Below are 19,379 nucleotides of genomic sequence, written 5' to 3'. Positions count from 1 at the left end.
TCACATTCCTACTTTCTGCTTGTTTTCTTGAACGAGTTGCATGAAGCGGTCAAATAAGTCGTTGGCGTCATATGGACCCGGTGCCGCTTCCGGATGGTATTGAACCGAGAACGTCGGATGATGCAAGTGCTTCACCCCTTCGACCGTGCCATCGTTGACGGCGCGATGCGTGACGACGAGTCCGGTCGTCGCGAGTGATGCCTCATCGACCGCGTAGCCGTGGTTTTGGGATGTGATCGTCACCACGCCGGTCTCAAGTTCGAGCACCGGATGGTTGGCGCCGCGATGGCCGAACGGGAGTTTGAACGTATTGGCCCCGCTCGCGAGTGCGATCAACTGATGGCCGAGACAAATTCCGAAAATCGGCAACACCGGCATGAGGCGTTCGATGAGCGGCAGCGCCGTCGGGACGTCTTTCGGGTCCCCCGGTCCATTTGACAGCATGACACCGTCCGGCTCATAGCGCATCACTTCTTCGGCCGTCACGTCGTGCGGCAAGACAACGACTTCACAGTCACGCTTCACGAGTTCACGCATGATGCCGAGCTTCGCACCGAAGTCGATGAGGGCGACCCGCGGCCCGCGGCCCGTGCTGACATACGCCTGCTTCGTCGAGACGCGCTCGACTTGATTGGTTGGCAGGAGAACATCGAAGCGGTGTTGGACCGTGTCCCACGTCGATTCCCCATCGACCATGACACCGCGCATGACGCCACGTGAGCGCAAATGACGCGTCAACATTCGCGTGTCGACCCCTGCTAGACCTGGGATATTGAAGCGTTTGAGCGTATCATGAAGCGTTGCGGTCGAGCGGAAGTTCGAAGGCAGATCGCACACTTCTTTGACGACGAGCCCTTTCGCCATCGGCACGGTCGTCTCGAAATCTTCGCGGTTGACGCCATAGTTGCCGATTAACGGGTTCGTCAGCACGATGAGCTGGTCGCAGTACGATGGGTCCGACAACATCTCCTGATACCCGGTCATCCCGGTCTGAAAGACGACTTCCCCAATCGTCTCGACGTCTGCGCCGAATGCTGTGCCTACAAATGAAGTGCCGTCCTCAAGCCATAATGTTCGTTTCATCGAATCTCCCCTTATATACGATTTTTCCAGCCACGATCGTCATGACCGGCCAGCCAACTAGTTTCTTCCCCGCAAACGGTGTGTTCTTCCCTTTCGAGCGGAACGTCGTCGGATCGACGACCCGCTCCGTCTCCGGGTCGATGAGGGCGAGGTCCGCCGCCCGGCCGACTTCAATCACACCGTACGGCAACCCGAACACGTCGCTCGGACGTTTCGTCATCCAGTCGATGAGCGCCGCCTCTTCCATCTGCCCCGTCTTGACGAATGTCGTGTACAAGAGCGGGAACGCTGTCTCGAATCCGGTGATGCCGAACGGGGCTCGTTCCATGCCGGCCGCCTTCTCCTCGGCCGTGTGCGGGGCATGGTCGGTCGCAATCATATCGATCGTGCCATCGAACAAACCCTCGAGGAGCGCCTCACGGTCGTCACGGCTTCGGAGCGGTGGATTCATTTTAAAGTTCGGGTCGAGGCCCGGGATATCGTCTTCACAGAGGACGAGGTGATGCGGTGTCACTTCGGCCGTCACCCGGATGCCGGCTCGTTTCGCGTCACGGATGACGCGGACCGATTGACGTGATGAGACGTGGCAGACGTGATAGTGGCAGCCCGTCTCTTCGGCGATCAAGACGTCACGGGCGATATGGATGCTTTCGGCGAGGCTCGGGATGCCTTGGATGCCGTGTTCTTCACTGAACTGTCCTTCGTGGACCGAACCGGCCTTGAGCGTATTGTCCTCGCAGTGGGCGACGACCGCCTTGTCGAGTCGTTTCGCTTCTCGCATCGCTTCCCGCATCATCGCCGCCGATTGGACGCCGACGCCGTCATCGGTGAACGCGAACGCATCTGTAAGCGAGGCCATGTCAACTTGTTCGGTGCCGAGCTGTCGTTTCGTGATGGCGGCGTATGGCAGGACGCGCACGCTTGCGTCTTGCTCAATCTTAGCTAACAGCTGGTCCATCGTCGCGCGGTCGTCTGGGACGGGGCGCGTGTTCGGCATCGCACAGATGGTGGTGAATCCGCCGGCCGCGGCCGCCTCGGTGCCCGTCTTGATCGTCTCTTTCTTCTCCCCGCCCGGTTCGCGTAAGTGGACGTGGACATCGACGAGCCCCGGAATGAGCAGCTTTCCTGTCGCATCGATCACGTCATGGTTTTCGGTCGTACCGTGATAGTCGACCGAGCGGATTTCGCCGTCCTCGATCAATAGATTTGTCGTCCGTTTTTTGTTCCCGTCATACCAAGTTGCGTGTTGAAGTATCATAATTGTCCCCCTAATGCTCGATTTAAAATGGCCATCCGGGCGTAAACGCCGTTCGTCATCTGTGGAAAGATACGCGATTGCGGATGTTCAATCAAACTGCCGGCAATCTCGACGTCACGGTTGACCGGTGCCGGATGCATGATGATCGCTCGTCCTTTCATTCGGTCGACGCGTTCGGGCGTCAACCCGTAGCGCGCATGATAATCTTCCTTCGAGAAGATATCGCCCATGATGTGGCGTTCGTGCTGGACGCGGAGCAGCATGACGACGTCACAGTCCGCTAACACATCATCGAGGTCACGATGTTCGAGCCCCATCGACTCGTCCCACCAGGAAGCGGGACTGCAACCGACGACGTTCGCGCCAAGCCGCTTGAGCACCGAGGCGTTCGAGCGGGCGACACGGCTATGGACGAGGTCACCGCAGATGGCGACGTTCAACCCTTGAAACGTCTTGAACTCTTCAAAGATTGTGACGAGGTCGAGGAGTGACTGAGACGGATGTTCCCCGCTCCCGTCCCCGCCGTTCAACACCGGGATATTCAATGTTTCGACGAGTTCGTGATAGTATCCCGACTCCGGATGGCGGATGACGAGGGCATCGACCCCGATTGCTTCGAGCGTCTTGCACGTGTCGTACAGCGTCTCACCTTTCGTCACCGATGATGTCGCCACGTCAAACGGGATTTCCTGCAGATTCAAGTGCCGTTCGGCCATTTGAAACGAATTTTTCGTTCGCGTCGAGTTTTCAAAGAACAAGTTCGCAACCGTTTTCCCATCGAACAAGGGTGGCATGTCCCCTTGTTTATAACGTAGCGATTCCTCGATCAAGCCCATAATCTCGTCGAGCGAGAGCGTGTCCAGGCTGACAAAATGCTTCGGTTGTTGTTTGATGATGTTCATGTTCGTCTCCTCCTTTTATGTGAAGGCAAAGAGAAAAGGCGTCTCTTCACCTACGTGAAGGGACGCCTTCATTTGGGTAGACTACCCCCAAATAAACGAGCCTTCACTTTGCCGACCTCACGGGATCGAATTAAAAGTTACTTGCTTGTCGTGTGTCTTCAGTTGTTTCAACAGCCGGTTCTTCCACACTCTCCGCTTTTGGCAAGAAGGCGTTCAAGAGAATCCCGACGACCGTGGCGAGCGCCATCCCTTGGACCGGGAAGCTGCCGAGTTGGACCATCGCCCCACCGAGTCCGACGACGAGGATGACCGAGGCGATGATGAGGTTGCGTTTCTCGGCGAGGTCGACGTTGCTCTCGACCATCGTCCGCAGACCGTTCGAGGCGATGACCCCAAACAAAAGGATCGAGATGCCGCCTTTGACCGGGTTCGGAATCGTCGAGATGAACGCTTCGACGTGTCCGAGGAATCCGAAGCTGATGGCCATGAGCGCCGCTCCGGCGATGACGTAAACGCTGTACACTTTCGTGATGGCCATGACCCCGTTGTTCTCCCCGTAAGTCGTACACGGAGGACCACCAAGCGCCGAGGCGACCGCTTTCCCGACTCCGTCACCGAGGAGTGTCCGATGGAGACCTGGATCTTTCATCGTCTCGCGGCCAATGATTTTTGACGTGACCATTTGGTCTCCGATATGTTCCGTCATCGTGACGAGTGCGACCGGGACGATGGCGAGTAGTGCCCCGACTTGCCACATCGGCATGTAGTCGACGAACACCATCGTGAAGTCAGGCAGTTGGAACAAGCTCGCTTGTCCGAGCGCCGAGTAGTCGATGATGCCGAACAGCGCGGCGATGATGTAGCCGCCGATGATGCCGAACAAAATCGGGACGGCGCCCCAGACGCCTTTGAGTTTTGTCATGGCGAGAATCGTGATGCCGAGCGTGAGAAGCGCGACGGTGATGAACGTTCCGTTGTACGCGCCGTCTTTGTTCATCGACATGTCAATCGCGACCGGCGCGAGCGACAAACCGATGACCATGATGACCGGACCGACGACGACCGGCGGCAACAAGCGCAGCAACCAGTTCACACCTGTCTTATAGATGATGAGCGAGACGACACCGTAGACCGATCCGGCGATGATGCCGCCGAACAGGGCGGCTTCGACACCCCATTGCTGGCTGACGGCGATAATCGGGGCGATGTAAGCGAAACTCGATCCGAGATAGGTCGGAACTTTGAAGCGGGTAATCGCTAGGAATGAGAGCGTGGCCACACCGGAAGCGACGAGGGCGACGGACGTGTTCAGTCCCGTCAAAATCGGGACTAAAATCGTCGCTCCGAACATGGCGAAAACGTGCTGCAGGCTGAAGAGCAGCCATTGCGGTAAGTGAGCAGGACGCTCGTGAATGTTGAGGATGGGTTTCATATGTGGTTCTCCTTCCTGGCCTCTCTGGACCACCTTAAAGGTTTTTTGGTTATTGCTGTTTGATGAACACTTCATCGGTCGTGTCGACTTCACTGAGTCGGACGACGACTTGTTCTGTTTTAGACGTCGGGACGTTCTTGCCGACAAAGTCGGGGCGAATCGGTAACTCGCGGTGTCCGCGGTCAATCAAGACGGCGAGCTGGATATAATCCGGGCGCCCGTGGTCGACGAGCGCGTCCATGGCAGCCCGCACTGTCCGGCCTGTATAGAGGACGTCGTCAATCAAGACGACCGTCTTACCGTTAATGTCGTGCGGTAATTCGGTTGCTTTGACTTCTGGGTCGAGTGATTTCTTTGATAAGTCATCCCGGTACAGCGTGATGTCCAAGTTGCCGAGCGCGATCGGCTTGCCTTCGATTTCTTCGATGCGATGCGCGAGCCGGTCAGCGAGCGTCTCGCCTCGGGTTTTAATCCCGACGAGGACGACGTTGTCCGTCCCTTTGTTGCGTTCGATGATCTCATGGGCGATTCGGGTAAGCGCGCGGCGAATGGCCGCTTCATCCAATATGGTAGAACGTTTCAAACGGTTCCCTCCTCTCATAAATTATATAAAAAAGAAGACTTCCTCATCCGGCTGGAAAAGGAAGTCTTCATATGTGAGGGCAGACGTCTGCCTCAAATAATCGACGTGTCGTGACCGCGGCCACAATCCTTTCACAGCCTCTCTGGACTGGGTTTAAAGGTGTTATGCTTCCTAGACTATAAATCGGAATCGGTTGAAAGTCAACGCGTTTTCTCGATTTTGTCCAATTTGGCAAGCTCCGCCTCGAAGTCGGCCGGGAGTTTCGCCTCGAATTCAAGCCATTCGTTCGTGCGCGGATGGAAGAAACCGAGCGTCGCCGCATGGAGCGCCTGACCGTTCAATTGAATCGTGCGGCGCGGACCGTATTTCGGGTCACCGGCAAGCGGATGGCCGATATAACGCATATGAACGCGGATTTGGTGCGTCCGTCCTGTCTCGAGCTTACACTCGACAAGCGTGAAGTCTTTATAGCGCTCGAGCAGACGGAAGTGCGTGATCGCTTCTTTCGCGTTCTTGTCCGTCACCGTCATCCGTTGACGGTCGTTTGTGTCGCGTCCGATTGGCGCCTCAATCGTCCCAAGTTCATGGGCGACTTCGCCGTGAACAAGGGCGATATATTCACGCTTGATTAAACGATCCTTCAACTGGCTCGCGAGCGATTCGTGCGCCACATCGTTTTTAGCGACCATGAGGAGACCGGTCGTGTCCTTGTCGATGCGGTGGACGATGCCTGGGCGTTTGACGCCATTGATGCCTGACAAATCGTCACAGTGATAGAGGAGCGCGTTGACGAGCGTCCCTGACGTATGGCCGGCCGCCGGATGGACGACCATGCCGCGTGCCTTGTTGACGACGATGACATCCTCGTCCTCATAGACGACGTCGAGCGGGATATGCTCAGGTAATACTTCGAGTTCGACGGCATCTGGGACCGTCACGACGATTTCATCGCCTTCTTGCAGCTTATAGTTCGGCTTGACGACCTTTCCGTTGACGAGCAGGTCTCCCGCCTTGATCCAGTCTTGGATTTGCGAACGTGACCAGTCACTTTGTTCGCTCATCCATTTATCGATACGTGCCTTTTCTTCGGCGACAAATGTGTAAGTTTCCATTACGATTGTCCCCTTTCTTTGTTTAATTTTTCTTCGAACAAGACGCCGATAATCATGAAGATGACCCCGAACGTGAGCGCCATATCGGCGACGTTAAAGATGGGGAAGTTGTAGCCGAACGGGTACGTGTCGACAAAGTCGACGACTTCGCCACGGAACAGACGGTCGATGAAGTTCCCGATGGCACCGGCGAGCAGTAAGCCGACGCTATAACCGAGCAGATTGAACCCGTTCACTTCTTTATGCAAGAAGTAAATCAAGCCGACGACGACGATGGCCGTGACGATAAAGAAGAACACCATCTGCCCTTCGAGCATGCCCCAAGCCGCGCCTTTATTGCGGTAAGACGTCAAGTAGAGCAAACCAGGGATGAGTTCGATCGACTGTCCGATCGTCATCGTCTGGACGATAATCCATTTGGTCGCTTGGTCGAGTAAGATGAGGAAAAGTGCTAATCCGTAGTAACGTTTCATCAGATTCTCCTTTCAAGTCATAAGAAACCGGAGTGGACGATCGCCACTCCGGTCCGGCTTATGCGATGACTTCTGTACAACGCGGGCAAAGCTCTGGATGTTCAGCATTTTGACCGAGCTCAGTCGAGTATGTCCAGCAACGGGCACAAGCGGCACCGTCCGCTTTCAAGACGCTGATTTCGGCCGTCGCATAGTCGACATCGGCCGATTCGACGTAATCGAGCTGTGACACTTGTAACAATTGACGCACGTTATCGATCGTCTCGAGCAACTGTGTCGTTTCACCTTTCGGCGCGACGAGCAGCTTCGCTTCGAGCGGTTTCCCAATCAGTTTCTCACCACGGGCGATCTCGATCGCTTTCAAGACGTCATCCCGGAACGTGAGGAACTTCGACCACTTCGCGAGCAACGTCGTCTCGTCTTCTGTGAGCGGTGCCACTGCCTCAAGGTCAGTCAAGAAGACGCTATCTGCTGTCTTCGCCGGCACTTCTTGCCATACTTCATCCGCCGTGTGCGGAAGGATTGGTGCAAGCAATTTCGTGAGCGTGACGACCGTGTCATACATGACCGTTTGAACGGCACGACGACGCGCATCGTCTTCGCGCTCGATATACAAGATATCTTTCGTAAAGTCGAGATAGAATGACGACAACTCGTTGACACAGAAGTTATGGCTCATGTGATAGACTGCCATGAAGTCGAACGTGTCGTACGCTTTGACGACTTTCGCTTGAAGCTGTTTGAGTTTTGTCGCCATGAAGCGGTCCGCTTCCGGCATGTCTTCGAACGCGACACGCATCGATGGGTCGAACCCATTCAAGTTACCGAGCAAGAAGCGCAACGTGTTGCGGATCTTCCGGTAGACTTCCGACACTTGTTTAAAGTTATCGTGTGACGCGCGGACATCCGACTGATAGTCGACTGACGACACCCAAAGACGGACGATTTCCGCTCCGTACTGTTTGACGAGGTCGTTCGGTGCAATCGTGTTACCGAGTGACTTCGACATCTTACGTCCGTCTCCGTCGAGGACGAAGCCGTGGCTGAGCACGTTGCGATACGGTGCTTTGCCGGTCGTCGCGACAGCCGTCGAGAGTGACGAGTTGAACCAGCCGCGGTATTGGTCCGAGCCTTCAAGGTACAAGTCGGCCGGACGGCGCAAGTTGTCGCGCTGTTCGAGCACGCCCGCATGTGACGAACCTGAGTCGAACCAGACGTCCATGATGTCGAGCTCTTTACGGAACTCGCCGTTCGGGCTGTTCGGGTGTGTGAAGCCTTCTGGCAACAAGTCTTTCGCTTCACGCTCATACCAGACGTTCGAGCCGTGCTCGTGGAACAAGTTGGCGATGTGGTCGATCGTCTCGTTCGTAATGATTTCCGTACCATCTTCGGCGTAGAAGATCGGGATTGGGACGCCCCAAGCGCGTTGACGGCTGATGACCCAGTCCCCACGGTCACGGACCATGTTGTAAAGGCGTGTCATGCCCCATTCCGGCACCCAGTTCACTTCTTCGATTTCACGGAGCATGTCGGCCCGGAAATCTTTGATTGACGCGAACCATTGCGGTGTCGCACGGAAAATGACCGGTTTCTTCGTACGCCAGTCGTGCGGGTACGAGTGCTTGATGAATTTCAAGTTGAGGAGGTAACCGTTCTCTTCGAGCTTCATGCCGATTTGTTTGTTCGCATCTTCATAGAACAAGCCTTCGAAACCTGGCGCCTCATCCGTCATGTAACCACGGTCGTCGACCGGGCAGAGGACGTCGAGTCCGTAAGCTTGTCCGACACGGTAATCGTCTTCCCCGTGACCTGGTGCTGTATGGACGAGACCTGTCGCGTCAGCCGTGACGTGATCGCCGATCATGACGAGCGAAGTCCGGTCATAAAGCGGGTGTTGCGCCGTCATGTGTTCGAACTCACGTCCGTTCCAAGAACCGCTCACCGTGTAATCCGTCCAATTGAGTGCCGTCGTCACTTCTTCCACGAGCGATTCGGCAACGATGTAGCCTTTGCCGTCGTGCTCGATACGCGTGTACGTCAACTCGTCGCTGACCGCGATCCCAAGGTTGGCTGGAATAGTCCATGGTGTCGTCGTCCAGATGACGAAGTGGTCGGTCGTCTGAAGGACGTCTTTGCCGTCGACGACTTGGAACGCCACATAAATGGCTGGTGACTTCTTGTCATAGTATTCGATTTCTGCCTCAGCGAGCGCCGATTCAGAAGAAGGTGACCAATAGACCGGTTTCTTCCCTTTATAGATGTAGCCCTTTTCGGCCATCGTCCCGAAGAGACGGATTTGAGCCGCTTCGTATTCTGGGAGGAGCGTGATGTATGGGTTGTCAAAGTCAGCCATCAGTCCGAGGCGTTTGAACTGTTCACGTTGCGAGTTCACTTGTTCCATCGCGTACGCTGCACACTTCTCACGGAACTCGGCGACGGTCATCTCTTTACGATTGACGCCTGCTTTTTGGAGCGCGTTCTCGATTGGGAGACCGTGCGTGTCCCAGCCCGGGATCATCGGTGACTGGTAGCCGTTCAATGATTTAAAGCGGACGATGATGTCTTTCAATACTTTGTTGAGTGCGTGGCCCATATGGATGTCGCCGTTCGCGTACGGAGGTCCGTCGTGTAAGATATATTGCGGTTTCCCGGCGTTCTTCTCTTGGACGCGGTTGTATAGGTTCATCTGTTCCCAAGCCTCGTGCATTGCGGGCTCGCGTTTCGGCAGATTTCCGCGCATCGCGAATTCTGTCTCAGGCATCAATAGTGTGTCTTTGTAGTTCATTGAAAACTCCTCCTGCATCTTTTTTTGACAACAAAAAAACCCGCCCCTAATAGGGACGAGTTAGTCGACTCGCGGTACCACCCTACTAATCTCAAGGGAACCCCTGAGACCGCTCTTGGTAACCGATAACGAGGTCAGGCGGTCGCACTTACTAACTTCAGCTCGACACTCATAGGGGATACCGATAAAGTCTTTCTCTTAGGCTTGCACCTTCCCTAAGTCGCTTCGTAGGTATGACTTTATCGACTTGTCCTAGTCGACGTATTGTGTATTATCCATGATGTTTGGTTGGTATGACTTCGTCGTCATTATACGCAAGTTCGGTCTTATCGTCAAGAACCGTCTGAACCGGCGGCTCACCGACGATCGTGTCCCATTCCGTACTGTTCAAAAGTTCCATCTGTGCATCGACGAGGACGCGGAACCGGGTCCGGTACAACTCGACTTTCTTGAGCATTTGAATGACTTCACGCTCGGCGAGCTGTTCCTTACGTGACGCTTCCTCCTCACGGGCGAGCGCCTCACGTTCGGCTTGCTTCAAAATGAGACTCGCTTCTTTCGTCGCGTTCGTCTTCACTTCTTCGGCCGCCTCTTGGGCGACGATAATCGATTTGTTCAACGTGTCTTCCATCGAGGAGAAGTAGTCAATACGGGCTTGCATATCGTTGACGAGTTCTTCGTACCTTCTATTCTCACGAATCAATAGCTCAAACTCTTTGATGATTTGATCTAGAAATTCATTGACCTCATCGATATCGTACCCGCGAAAACGAGTCGAGAACTCTTTATTATGAATATCAATTGGTGTCAACGCCATTCGACTTTCCTCCTAAATTCAACGTATGATGCCATACTGGATTTTTATTTTCTCACGTTTCGTCGAGCCGAGAATCGCCGTCAATTTGACGCGGCCATACCCTCGAATTGAGACCAAATCGTCTGGTTCAAGGATGAAGCTCGGATCATCCATCGGTTTATGATTCACTTTGCAGTCGCCATGCTTGACGAGCGCCTGGGCTTTTTGCCTTGATAATCCGAGCACTTCGCTGACGACCGTGTCAAACCGAAGTGACGAGACGATACCGAACTCATCGCTCCATTTGACTTCCGGTACGACGAGCACGGACTCGGGCGGCACCTCCGAGATGCGAATCCGGGCCTTGCCGACCCGATCGACGTTCATCTCGATGAATCCGGCCGCCTCACGTGTCGTCGCAAACTGGGCGACGCCGTCGTCAAGGACGACGTCACCGAATTTTTGACGCTTCAAACCAGCGTTCAAAAGCGTACCTGTCACTTGACGGTGTGTCAATTCGACAAATTTGGTCGGATAGTCGATTTGACGAATCGCGATATCAAAATCATTCGGGTCGAGCTCGTAATAGTCCGGGGCAAGAATGATTCGGCGCCGTTCCGCGCCTTCAAACCCGCCGTCCTCATAAATCACGAGCTGCTTCCCGACGAGTTGCCGGACGATTTGTTGCTCGCGTGGATCTAAAAAGTCCGTCACTTTAAACACATAGTTGTCCTCGACTTGTTGCACCCAGTCGAGCACTTGCTCGACAAACGGGCGCTCATTCGGACGATAGTGATCGAAGACGCTCATTTAAATACCGAAAATCGCTCGCACTCCAAATTGTGCCATCCGCAGCACAAATAAGGCGACGATTGGAGAGATGTCGAGCATCCCGCCGATTGGTGGGATGATGCGACGAAACGGATTTAAGAATGGCTCGCATAGATACGATAAAATTTGACCGAATTTCGATTCACGCGCATTCGGAAACCATGATAATAAAATATAGGCAATTAAAACCCAACTATAATATTCAAGTAATGTAACGATTGTGTTACCTAACGCAGGTATAGCATTTTCCATTCAGTTACCACCCTTTACTGTTGAGTTCGTCTTCCGAAATCAAGTTTGAAATCGACCCCGTCAACTCGATATTGTTTGGAGTACATAGAATCGTGTTATGTCCAATCGATGTCATCGTCCCTTCTAAGGCGTAGACGACACCTGACAAGAAGTTGACGACTTGGCGAGACTGCTCTTTCGACATCCGCTGAAGGTTGACGATGACGGCCCGATTTTCTTTCAACTGGTCGCTAATGTCCTGCGCCTCGGCAAATACACGCGGCTCGGCGAGCACGACTTTTGAACGTTCTTTCTTCTTCGTGTTCAATGCGACGATGTTGTTTGATGTTCTCGGACGGTCCTCGGTTTTGACGATTTGCTCTGCCATCGGTTGTGTCTTCGTCTCAGCGAGGGAATAATCTTCCTCTTCGAACGTTTGATTCGGATCTTCCTCGAGTCCAAAGAAGTCTTTCATTTTGTTTTTGATTGACATAACGGATTCCTCCTTAAAATATATTATTGCACAAGTACGGTTCCAATACGAACAAACGATGCGCCTTCTTCAATCGCCAACGTGTAGTCATTCGACATCCCCATTGACAGTTCGGTACACGGTGCATGCGGATAGGCATGACGCGCGACGTCATCGCGCAATTGTCTCAAGTCTCGGAACGTCTCCCGAATGACCATCTCGTCCTCTGTGAACGGGGCCATCGTCATCAAACCGATAATCCGCACGTGAGGATACTGTTTACAGTTCTCGATGAACGGGATGACTTCCTCTTTTTCGAGACCATGTTTTGATGCTTCGCCCGACACGTTCACTTGTACGAAACAATCAATCATACCTTTGGCGCGTTTATCGATCTCTTCAGCGAGCGAAATGCGGTCGAGCGAATGGATCGCCGTCACATGGTCGATAATTTGTCTCACTTTTCGTGTCTGCAGGCTGCCGATGAAGTGGAATTTTGCATCAGGTGGCAACTGTTCAACTTTTTCAAGCAATCCTTCAGGACGATTTTCACCGAAGTCGCGAATGCCTTCCGCGTAGAGGGCGTTCGCCACGTCGGGACCGACCGATTTCGTGACCGCGATGAGCGTCACCGCTTGATCGGTCCGATGCGCGTCGATCGTCTGTCTGACTTGATTCACATTATTGGCTATACTCACGATTTCTTCTCCTTGACGAGGACGGCCGCAAAGCGACGCTTGGCATCTCCGTTCCGATACGAGAAAAAGGTCTGATCAGAAACGGTCGACAAGTTCGATTGGGTGACCTCGATATTTCGTTCCACTGCGAGCGTCTCGTTTACTTGCTGCAGGGATAGACGGGCATGGCCCGCTCGTTCGTCCATGACCGACGACGTATACGCAGCCGGTGAGACCGCTTTGACCGCATCCAGGACGCGGCGGTCGACCTCGTAATGTTCGGCCGTGATGGCCGGCCCGACGAACATGTCAATCGCTTCGGCCGGAACGCCGAGCGTGGCGAACGCATCCGTCATCGCGGCGACGATATTCCCGACCGTCCCTTTCCAGCCTGCGTGTGCGACACCGATGACGCCATGGTCTTTGGCACAAAAGAACAGCGGGACGCAATCGGCGAAGACGAGGGCGAGCGGTAACGCTTCGGCTGTCGTGATGAGACCGTCCGTGGCCGGAATCGTTTCGTCATAGCGATATGCGCCTTTGCCGCGGTCGGCGTCGCCCACAACTTCGACGTTCGTTTGATGGACTTGATCGGCCCAGACTGAATCCGCGAGGGTGAGACCCGCCGCTTCGAAGAAATGCTCCCGATTGGCGACGACTCGTTCCGGGTCATCTCCGACGTGGAGTCCGACGTTGCCTTCGTTATGCCCTTCCGTCCGAGTCGTCACATAGGCGCGGTAGCGATCCGTCTCGGTTTCCCATGTATGTAACAGTCGCATATGATTCTCCTTTTTTAAAAAAAAGGGATGCCGAGAACCGGCACCCCCTGTTGTTTAGTTACGGCGTTGTCTTACGAACGCTGGGATGTTGATCGTCTCGTCTGGGACGTCCCCGCCATAGACCGGTCTATGGAAGTTCCCTTCATCTTGTGGTGCAGCTTCTTGCGCTTTTGGTTGAGCCTCACGGTTCACTTCAGCTTCCGGTTTTTTCTTCGGTTGCTGGAGGAACGGGTTCGTGCCTTGCGCTTCTTCTGCGAATTCAGTTGCAATCACAGTGACGATAATCTCGTCATTCAAGTTCTCGTTGATGACCGAACCGAAAATCAAGTTCACTTCTTCATCAGCGGCGCTTTGAACGATTTGAGCGGCTTCCGTAACTTCATACAAGCTAAGGCTGAGTCCGCCTGTGATGTTCATCAAGACGCCTTTCGCTCCTTCGATTGAAGACTCAAGGAGTGGGGATGAGATGGCTTTCTTCGCTGCTTCGACGGCACGGTTCTCGCCTGTCGCAACACCGACACCCATGAGCGCCGATCCTTTTTCTGTCATGATCGTCTTCACGTCTGCGAAGTCAAGGTTGATTAGTCCCGGGATGGCGATCAAATCTGTGATCCCTTGAACACCTTGACGGAGCACGTTATCCGCTTCGCGGAACGCTTCAATCATCGGAGTATTGCGCTCGACGATTTCAAGCAACTTATCGTTTGGAATAACGATGAGCGTGTCCACTTTTTCTTTGAACGCTTGAATCCCGTGCTGGGCGTGTTGCATCCGTTTGCGTCCTTCGAACATGAACGGCTTCGTGACGACACCGACTGTGAGCGCTCCGATTTCTTTCGAGATTTCAGCGATGACAGGTGCAGCCCCCGTCCCGGTTCCTCCGCCCATACCTGCTGTGACGAAAACCATGTCTGCGCCATCAAGCGCTTCAATCAACTGTTCACGGCTCTCTTCCGCCGCTTTTTTACCGATATCCGGATTAGCACCGGCACCGAGACCGCGCGTCAACTTCGCGCCAAGCTGAAGCTTCACGTCTGCTTTCGACATGTTGAGTGCTTGCGCGTCTGTGTTGACGGCGATGAACTCGACACCTTGCACTCCGTGCTCGATCATGCGGTTGACAGCGTTTGAACCGCCGCCCCCGACTCCAATCACTTTAATTTTTGCTACGGCGTCAATCGCCTCATCAAAGTACATCATTTCAGGTATCCCCCTACGTAATTTCCAATTGTTAACACAACGTCACATTTACACGCCGAATAGTTTTTCCATTAAGCGTCCGAATCCGTTTTTCGTATCGCGATCGTTCTGCTCCATATCCACTTCATGGCCATGATCATCAGGCGTCGTACCGTTCGGTTTCGTGACGGTCACGCGCTCTTCAGGCTTTTCAAGCCGTGATTTCGAAACGTGATGATCGCTCATGAGCACATATTTGAGGACACCGACCGCAGTCGCATATTTCGGGTGTCTGACGCCAATCGACGAAGGCTGGTACAATCTCGTCGTTTGACCCATAACACGAGTCGCCAATTCTTGAATACCAGGTAACGCGGCGGCTCCCCCGCAAAGGAGATATCCTCCACTTAGCGTCGGAACGCCTACCTTTTGCACTCTATTCAACACAAGCGTAAACATTTCCTCTATTCTTGCCTCTAAAACGTAACTAATTTCAGATTGCGGTTCGAACATGACCTCTCCGTTAATGTTCGTGAACGAGAAGCCCTCAGATCCGTCTGCCATTTCTTCAAGGGCGAGCCCGTATTCTTCTTTCGCCACTTTAGCGTCTTGATATTTACAGTTGAGCTTGTAAACCAAATCACGCGTCATATGATCGCCACCGACAGGAAGGATATATGAATAGACGAGGTCGCCCCGATAGAAGACGGAAACGGTCGTCTTTTCATGTCCGATATCGATCAATCCGATGCCAAGGTCGATTTCGTCGACAGATGCCGCACTCATACCGAGCGCCAAGTTGCCAAGAATAAAGCCTTCGAGTTTAAGTCCGGCTCGTTCGATGGAACGACGAATGCTATGTAAAATCGTCTTCGAACCAGTCACCATCTTCCCATGCATCTCTAAACGATAGCCAAGCATGCCCCGAGGATCGACGACTCCTGTCTGTTGATCGACCGTGAATGATGATGGAATCACATCGATGACGCTCATCTCATCCGGCAATCGCATGACTTGTGCCGAGTTGATGACTTCGATGACATCTGTATCCGTGATCTCTTGATCGTCTCGTTTAACTGACGCGATTCCGTGACATGGGGCGATTTGGATATGTTCCCCTTCGATGGCAACATATACCGACCGAATTTGATCACCAAGTGCCGCTTCAGCGTGTTCGACAGCTTGTTTAATAGCTTGAACCGTCTTATCGATGTCGACGACAGCGCCACGTTTTACTCCTGCAGACGGGGCACACCCCTCCGCCAAAATGTTAAGCGTTCCCCCGAGTAATTCACCCACGACAAGCTTAATTTCTGACGTTCCTATATCCAATGCGGCCACATAACCATTCGCTTCCAAAAGGGAAACACCTCCGCGCTTTAATTTCTATATTCGAATTCCGTTACATTATTACAGATATCCAAAAATATTGTTAGGTCCGGCAAGATATCTCACGTCTAAGTTTACAACAAATAAGATAGTGAGAAAAGGTAGAATCCTACAAATTACGCGGTTTTGGGGTGTCAATTCGATTACAATCAACAAAAAACAGTCCTTACGTGTATAAGGACTGTAAAATATCAGATTATTCGTTCGCTTTTTCGTATGGGACGAAATAATATCCGCCATCCATGACAATTGTTCCCCGTTGCCCTTTAGGGATATTCTCATAGATGTCGCTGTATTTGGAGACGGTTTGACTGAACTTGAATGTCGGCGTATGAATCGTGTTGCCGTCGTTCATATAGACCTCATATCGAGTCGGCTCACCTTTTTGTTTTGTGAAGACGATTTCTGACATCCGGGCCCGCATCGCATCGTCAACTTGTTCGAGCTCATTCGCAATTTTCTCAAGTTCAGCTTTGTCCGTGAATTCACGTAAGAGCGGACCGTCCTTTAACTGCTCTGGGTCAGTGGTTCCGTTTGTCGGATGAAGCGAGCCGTCGGCGAGTACCGCTACATCATCTTCATCCACCCGTGAATAGGCGATCATCTTTTCTTCTTCGATATCAATTGTCACAATGTTATACCAGGACCGATTGACGTCGACGTCTTTCACGCCAGACAAGGCACGAAGTTTCCGTTCAATCTTGTCCGGTGACACTTGAACGATGTTCGTGGACGAGTCGATGTCCGTTTTGGTGAGCACATATTCTTCGGTCAGCCAAGACAGGCCGTTCACATTTATCGCCTTCACGTCAGATACCGACGTCTGCATATACACGACGAGTGCAATCAGCACCGCGAATAAGATCAAGATGGTCGACAAGCGTCGGTTCGCTTTTTTACGACGCTGATCTTTCATATACGGGATACGGTCTTCTAAACTACGCACGGTGTTCTGACGTGTCTCCATGTCTATTCTCCTTTATCCACGGACTTCTTCGACGAGGTCGGCAAGGGATTCCGCAGCTTGAGGGAACCCGAGCCGTTTCGAGGCTTTCGCCATCTGATCATGGTTTGCCAATACGCGACGGATGGACGTGACGAGCGTCTCGCCCGTCAAGTCTCCTTCTTTAATCAATTCGGCCGCGCCGCTCTCAACGAGGGCAGACGCATTTTTCGTCTGATGGTCTGCCGTCACATATGGACTCGGAATCAAGACGCTCGGCAGACCAAGTGCGGTCAACTCAGAAATTGTCGAGGCACCGGCCCGTGACACGACAAGACTCGCACAAGCAAGCAGTTCAGGCATATCGTATACGTACGGCAAGACGTGGACGTTTTCTGCTTTCGGCGCCTTCGCCACGACGTTGTCATAATGGACGTTCCCGGTCACGTAAAGCACGTTCACCGGTTCAGCCGCAAGCGCTGGAATAGCGTCGATGACGGCGCGATTGATTGCTTCTGCTCCGCGGCTTCCGCCATAAATCAAGACGATTGGACGTTCATCGAGGCCATACTCGGCTCGCACCGCCGCTTCATTCACCGTCGTCTTCAACACTTCGCTCCCGCGCGGGTTACCGATGACGCGCACGTTCGCTCCCGGGAACTGTGACTCCGAACCAGCGAACGACAAGGCGACGCGGTCGGCTTTTTTCGAAAGGAATTTGTTCGTCAAGCCCGGGATGCTGTTCTGTTCATGCAGGATGGTCGGAATCCCGAGTTGCTGTGCCGTGAAGACGACCGGTCCTGAAACAAAACCGCCCGTGCCGATGACGACGTCCGGATGAAACGTCTTCATTTCTTTGCGTAACGTGAGGACCGATTGGAGGAACCAATACGCCGTCTTCACATTGTCGATCGATAAAGAACGTTTCAGCCCGGCAATCCGGATTGATTTGAACGGGATGCCAGCGCGTGGAACAAGATCAGCCTCGAGACCGTTCTCAGTGCCGATGTAGAGCACCTCGAGGTTCGAATGACGTTGTTTGAGCGTATCGAGGAGAGCGAGTGCCGGATAGATATGTCCACCCGTTCCTCCACCAGAAATTATGACTTTCATCGGTTGGCCTCCTTATATGCATCGACGAGGCGGACGAAATGTTCGCCCCGCTCTTCAAACGTCTTGTATTGATCCCAACTTGCACAAGCCGGCGATAGTAAAATCACGTCATCCGTCGCCGATTGTTCGAACGCGAGCGGGACCGCTGCTTCGAGCGTATCGACCGCGAACGATGGAATCTGCTCGGCCTCGCCTAACGACTTGAACCGTTCTGCCGTCTCGCCATAAGCGACAATCGCTTTGACACGGCCGAGCGCCGGAATAAGAGAAGTGAGGTCGGCGCCACGTTCGAGTCCGCCACACACCCAGACAATCGGGGCCTCGAAACCGTTCAACGCAGCTTCGGCGGCCACGTTGTTCGTCGCTTTCGAGTCGTTATACACTCGGCGGCCGAGCACTCGCCCAAGGCTCTCTGTACGGTGGGCCACTCCGCCGAACGTCTGAAGGACGCGTTCGATGTGCGCTCGCGGAATGTTGAACGGTTCGACGAGCAACAAGGCCGCCAACACGTTCTCGACGTTATGGGCGCCACCAAGGGCAAGGTCCTCGACGCGGATGATCGGTTCTCCATGAAGCGTGACCCAGCCGTCCACTACGCGCGCGTCCCCGCTGTCGTAACCGAACTTTGAAGCGGGAAGGCCGGCCGGGACACGTTTCATCACTTCTGAGTCGTTGCCTTTGACGACGACACGGTCTGAGGCATTCATGTTCCGGAACAAGTTTCCTTTGGCATCAGCATACGAATCAAAGTCACCGTGGTAATCCAAATGCGCCGGTGACAAGTTCAACAGTGCCGCCGCTTGCGGATGGAACTGTTCGACGCCCATCAGTTGGAAGCTCGACAGCTCGATGACGATGATGTCACCCTGCTTCGCTTTCGATGCCACTTCGATTGCCGGAAAACCGATATTCCCTGCCACATGCACAGGACGACTTCCCCCTTTGAGCAATTCATGGACGAGCGTCGTTGTCGTCGTCTTCCCGTTCGAGCCGGTGATGGCGACGAACGTCGCGTCAGTCGCCAAGTAGGCGAGCTCGACTTCTGTGTAAATCGGGATGTGCCGCTCAAGCGCTGCTTGAAGAAGCGGGATGTGATACGGGATACCCGGATTTTTGACGATCATATCCGTCGCGTCGAGCAATTCAAGCGGATGGGCACCGAAGACGCCGTTGATGCCGAGCGCTTCGATTTTCATCCGTTCTTCCGTTGACGGTTCGCTCCCGGTATTGATGGTCACGTTCGCGCCGACATTTCTTAAGTAAGCGGCAGCGGCGATGCCGCTCCGTGCCGCGCCGAGTACGAGGACTCGTTTATCGCTCCACTGTTGTTGCATGTCTTCC

At 53.6% G+C, this 19,379-nt stretch carries 19 protein-coding genes; all 19 read right to left on the bottom strand.

Annotated features, from left to right (window positions below; all coding sequences use genetic code 11):
* The 19 genes from DPV68_RS03820 to murD all read right to left on the bottom strand — a co-directional run bounded on the left by DPV68_RS03820 (position 1) and on the right by murD (position 19,372).
* Positions 1 to 1,083, bottom strand: coding sequence for a carbamoyl phosphate synthase small subunit (locus tag DPV68_RS03820; protein WP_114165494.1), 1,083 nt, complete (start codon positions 1,081 to 1,083; stop codon positions 1 to 3).
* Entirely contained in the window at positions 1,061 to 2,341 is a 1,281-nt protein-coding gene (locus DPV68_RS03815) for a dihydroorotase (protein ID WP_114165493.1), read from the bottom strand. The genes DPV68_RS03820 and DPV68_RS03815 overlap by 23 nt, the downstream gene beginning before the upstream one ends.
* The gene (locus DPV68_RS03810; protein WP_114165492.1) at positions 2,338 to 3,243 is read right to left on the bottom strand and encodes an aspartate carbamoyltransferase catalytic subunit; all 906 of its coding nucleotides are present in this window, start codon (positions 3,241 to 3,243) and stop codon (positions 2,338 to 2,340) included. Before DPV68_RS03810 ends, DPV68_RS03815 begins: the two co-directional genes overlap by 4 nt.
* Positions 3,244 to 3,373: 130 nt before the next feature.
* Positions 3,374 to 4,675: a uracil-xanthine permease family protein gene (locus tag DPV68_RS03805; RefSeq protein WP_114165491.1), complete on the bottom strand. Its 1,302-nt coding sequence runs from the start codon at positions 4,673 to 4,675 to the stop codon at positions 3,374 to 3,376.
* Positions 4,676 to 4,724: 49 nt separating this feature from the next.
* Positions 4,725 to 5,258, bottom strand: coding sequence for a bifunctional pyr operon transcriptional regulator/uracil phosphoribosyltransferase PyrR (pyrR, locus tag DPV68_RS03800; protein ID WP_114165490.1), 534 nt, complete (start codon positions 5,256 to 5,258; stop codon positions 4,725 to 4,727).
* A gap of 200 nt (positions 5,259 to 5,458) precedes the next feature.
* Positions 5,459 to 6,370: an RluA family pseudouridine synthase gene (locus tag DPV68_RS03795; protein ID WP_114165489.1), complete on the bottom strand. Its 912-nt coding sequence runs from the start codon at positions 6,368 to 6,370 to the stop codon at positions 5,459 to 5,461.
* A complete protein-coding gene (lspA, locus tag DPV68_RS03790) occupies positions 6,370 to 6,843 on the bottom strand; it encodes a signal peptidase II (RefSeq protein WP_114165488.1) in 474 nt (157 codons plus the stop codon). The genes DPV68_RS03795 and lspA overlap by 1 nt, the downstream gene beginning before the upstream one ends.
* A 58-nt stretch (positions 6,844 to 6,901) precedes the next feature.
* Positions 6,902 to 9,628 carry an isoleucine--tRNA ligase gene (ileS, locus tag DPV68_RS03785; protein ID WP_114165487.1) on the bottom strand — a complete coding sequence of 909 codons (2,727 nt, stop codon included), beginning with the start codon at positions 9,626 to 9,628 and terminating at the stop codon, positions 6,902 to 6,904.
* A gap of 271 nt (positions 9,629 to 9,899) precedes the next feature.
* On the bottom strand, positions 9,900 to 10,445 hold the full coding sequence (locus DPV68_RS03780; protein ID WP_114165486.1) for a DivIVA domain-containing protein: 546 nt from the start codon (positions 10,443 to 10,445) through the stop codon (positions 9,900 to 9,902).
* Positions 10,446 to 10,463: 18 nt separating this feature from the next.
* Positions 10,464 to 11,234 carry a YlmH family RNA-binding protein gene (locus DPV68_RS03775; RefSeq protein WP_114165485.1) on the bottom strand — a complete coding sequence of 257 codons (771 nt, stop codon included), beginning with the start codon at positions 11,232 to 11,234 and terminating at the stop codon, positions 10,464 to 10,466.
* The gene (locus tag DPV68_RS03770; RefSeq protein ID WP_114165484.1) at positions 11,235 to 11,507 is read right to left on the bottom strand and encodes a YggT family protein; all 273 of its coding nucleotides are present in this window, start codon (positions 11,505 to 11,507) and stop codon (positions 11,235 to 11,237) included. It abuts the gene before it with no gap.
* Positions 11,508 to 11,511: 4 nt separating this feature from the next.
* Positions 11,512 to 11,979 (bottom strand): cell division protein SepF, encoded by a 468-nt coding sequence (locus tag DPV68_RS03765; RefSeq protein ID WP_114165483.1) that lies wholly within the window; start codon positions 11,977 to 11,979, stop codon positions 11,512 to 11,514.
* Positions 11,980 to 12,002: 23 nt separating this feature from the next.
* The gene (locus DPV68_RS03760) at positions 12,003 to 12,656 is read right to left on the bottom strand and encodes a YggS family pyridoxal phosphate-dependent enzyme (protein ID WP_114165482.1); all 654 of its coding nucleotides are present in this window, start codon (positions 12,654 to 12,656) and stop codon (positions 12,003 to 12,005) included.
* The gene (pgeF, locus tag DPV68_RS03755; RefSeq protein WP_114165481.1) at positions 12,653 to 13,414 is read right to left on the bottom strand and encodes a peptidoglycan editing factor PgeF; all 762 of its coding nucleotides are present in this window, start codon (positions 13,412 to 13,414) and stop codon (positions 12,653 to 12,655) included. Before pgeF ends, DPV68_RS03760 begins: the two co-directional genes overlap by 4 nt.
* Before the next feature lie 54 nt (positions 13,415 to 13,468).
* Positions 13,469 to 14,614, bottom strand: coding sequence for a cell division protein FtsZ (gene ftsZ, locus DPV68_RS03750; RefSeq protein ID WP_114165480.1), 1,146 nt, complete (start codon positions 14,612 to 14,614; stop codon positions 13,469 to 13,471).
* Positions 14,615 to 14,662: 48 nt separating this feature from the next.
* Positions 14,663 to 15,892: a cell division protein FtsA gene (gene ftsA, locus DPV68_RS03745; protein WP_232819486.1), complete on the bottom strand. Its 1,230-nt coding sequence runs from the start codon at positions 15,890 to 15,892 to the stop codon at positions 14,663 to 14,665.
* A gap of 286 nt (positions 15,893 to 16,178) precedes the next feature.
* On the bottom strand, positions 16,179 to 16,949 hold the full coding sequence (locus DPV68_RS03740) for a cell division protein FtsQ/DivIB (protein ID WP_114165478.1): 771 nt from the start codon (positions 16,947 to 16,949) through the stop codon (positions 16,179 to 16,181).
* Positions 16,950 to 16,961: 12 nt separating this feature from the next.
* Complete coding sequence (gene murG, locus DPV68_RS03735; RefSeq protein WP_114165477.1) at positions 16,962 to 18,038, bottom strand: undecaprenyldiphospho-muramoylpentapeptide beta-N-acetylglucosaminyltransferase; 1,077 nt, start codon at positions 18,036 to 18,038, stop codon at positions 16,962 to 16,964.
* A complete protein-coding gene (gene murD, locus DPV68_RS03730; RefSeq protein WP_232819485.1) occupies positions 18,035 to 19,372 on the bottom strand; it encodes a UDP-N-acetylmuramoyl-L-alanine--D-glutamate ligase in 1,338 nt (445 codons plus the stop codon). Before murD ends, murG begins: the two co-directional genes overlap by 4 nt.
* Positions 19,373 to 19,379: the final 7 nt, after the last annotated feature.

Origin of the sequence: Exiguobacterium sp. TNDT2 (genome assembly GCF_003331145.1) — a bacterium.
Lineage (GTDB): Bacteria > Bacillota > Bacilli > Exiguobacteriales > Exiguobacteriaceae > Exiguobacterium.
This window is presented reverse-complemented; position numbering and strand designations above follow the sequence as displayed.

What these genes read in the sequence shown, in the direction of transcription:
- DPV68_RS03805 (WP_114165491.1), bottom strand. Translation starts at nt 4,675, where the DNA reads ATGAAACCCATCCTCAACATTCACGAGCGTCCTGCTCACTTACCGCAA.
- DPV68_RS03810 (WP_114165492.1), bottom strand. Translation starts at nt 3,243, where the DNA reads ATGAACATCATCAAACAACAACCGAAGCATTTTGTCAGCCTGGACACG.
- DPV68_RS03775 (WP_114165485.1), bottom strand. Translation starts at nt 11,234, where the DNA reads ATGAGCGTCTTCGATCACTATCGTCCGAATGAGCGCCCGTTTGTCGAG.
- ileS (WP_114165487.1), bottom strand. Translation starts at nt 9,628, where the DNA reads ATGAACTACAAAGACACACTATTGATGCCTGAGACAGAATTCGCGATG.
- murD (WP_232819485.1), bottom strand. Translation starts at nt 19,372, where the DNA reads ATGCAACAACAGTGGAGCGATAAACGAGTCCTCGTACTCGGCGCGGCA.
- DPV68_RS03740 (WP_114165478.1), bottom strand. Translation starts at nt 16,949, where the DNA reads ATGGAGACACGTCAGAACACCGTGCGTAGTTTAGAAGACCGTATCCCG.
- ftsZ (WP_114165480.1), bottom strand. Translation starts at nt 14,614, where the DNA reads ATGATGTACTTTGATGAGGCGATTGACGCCGTAGCAAAAATTAAAGTG.
- DPV68_RS03780 (WP_114165486.1), bottom strand. Translation starts at nt 10,445, where the DNA reads ATGGCGTTGACACCAATTGATATTCATAATAAAGAGTTCTCGACTCGT.
- DPV68_RS03765 (WP_114165483.1), bottom strand. Translation starts at nt 11,979, where the DNA reads ATGTCAATCAAAAACAAAATGAAAGACTTCTTTGGACTCGAGGAAGAT.
- murG (WP_114165477.1), bottom strand. Translation starts at nt 18,038, where the DNA reads ATGAAAGTCATAATTTCTGGTGGAGGAACGGGTGGACATATCTATCCG.
- DPV68_RS03820 (WP_114165494.1), bottom strand. Translation starts at nt 1,083, where the DNA reads ATGAAACGAACATTATGGCTTGAGGACGGCACTTCATTTGTAGGCACA.
- DPV68_RS03815 (WP_114165493.1), bottom strand. Translation starts at nt 2,341, where the DNA reads ATGATACTTCAACACGCAACTTGGTATGACGGGAACAAAAAACGGACG.
- lspA (WP_114165488.1), bottom strand. Translation starts at nt 6,843, where the DNA reads ATGAAACGTTACTACGGATTAGCACTTTTCCTCATCTTACTCGACCAA.
- pgeF (WP_114165481.1), bottom strand. Translation starts at nt 13,414, where the DNA reads ATGCGACTGTTACATACATGGGAAACCGAGACGGATCGCTACCGCGCC.
- DPV68_RS03795 (WP_114165489.1), bottom strand. Translation starts at nt 6,370, where the DNA reads ATGGAAACTTACACATTTGTCGCCGAAGAAAAGGCACGTATCGATAAA.
- DPV68_RS03770 (WP_114165484.1), bottom strand. Translation starts at nt 11,507, where the DNA reads ATGGAAAATGCTATACCTGCGTTAGGTAACACAATCGTTACATTACTT.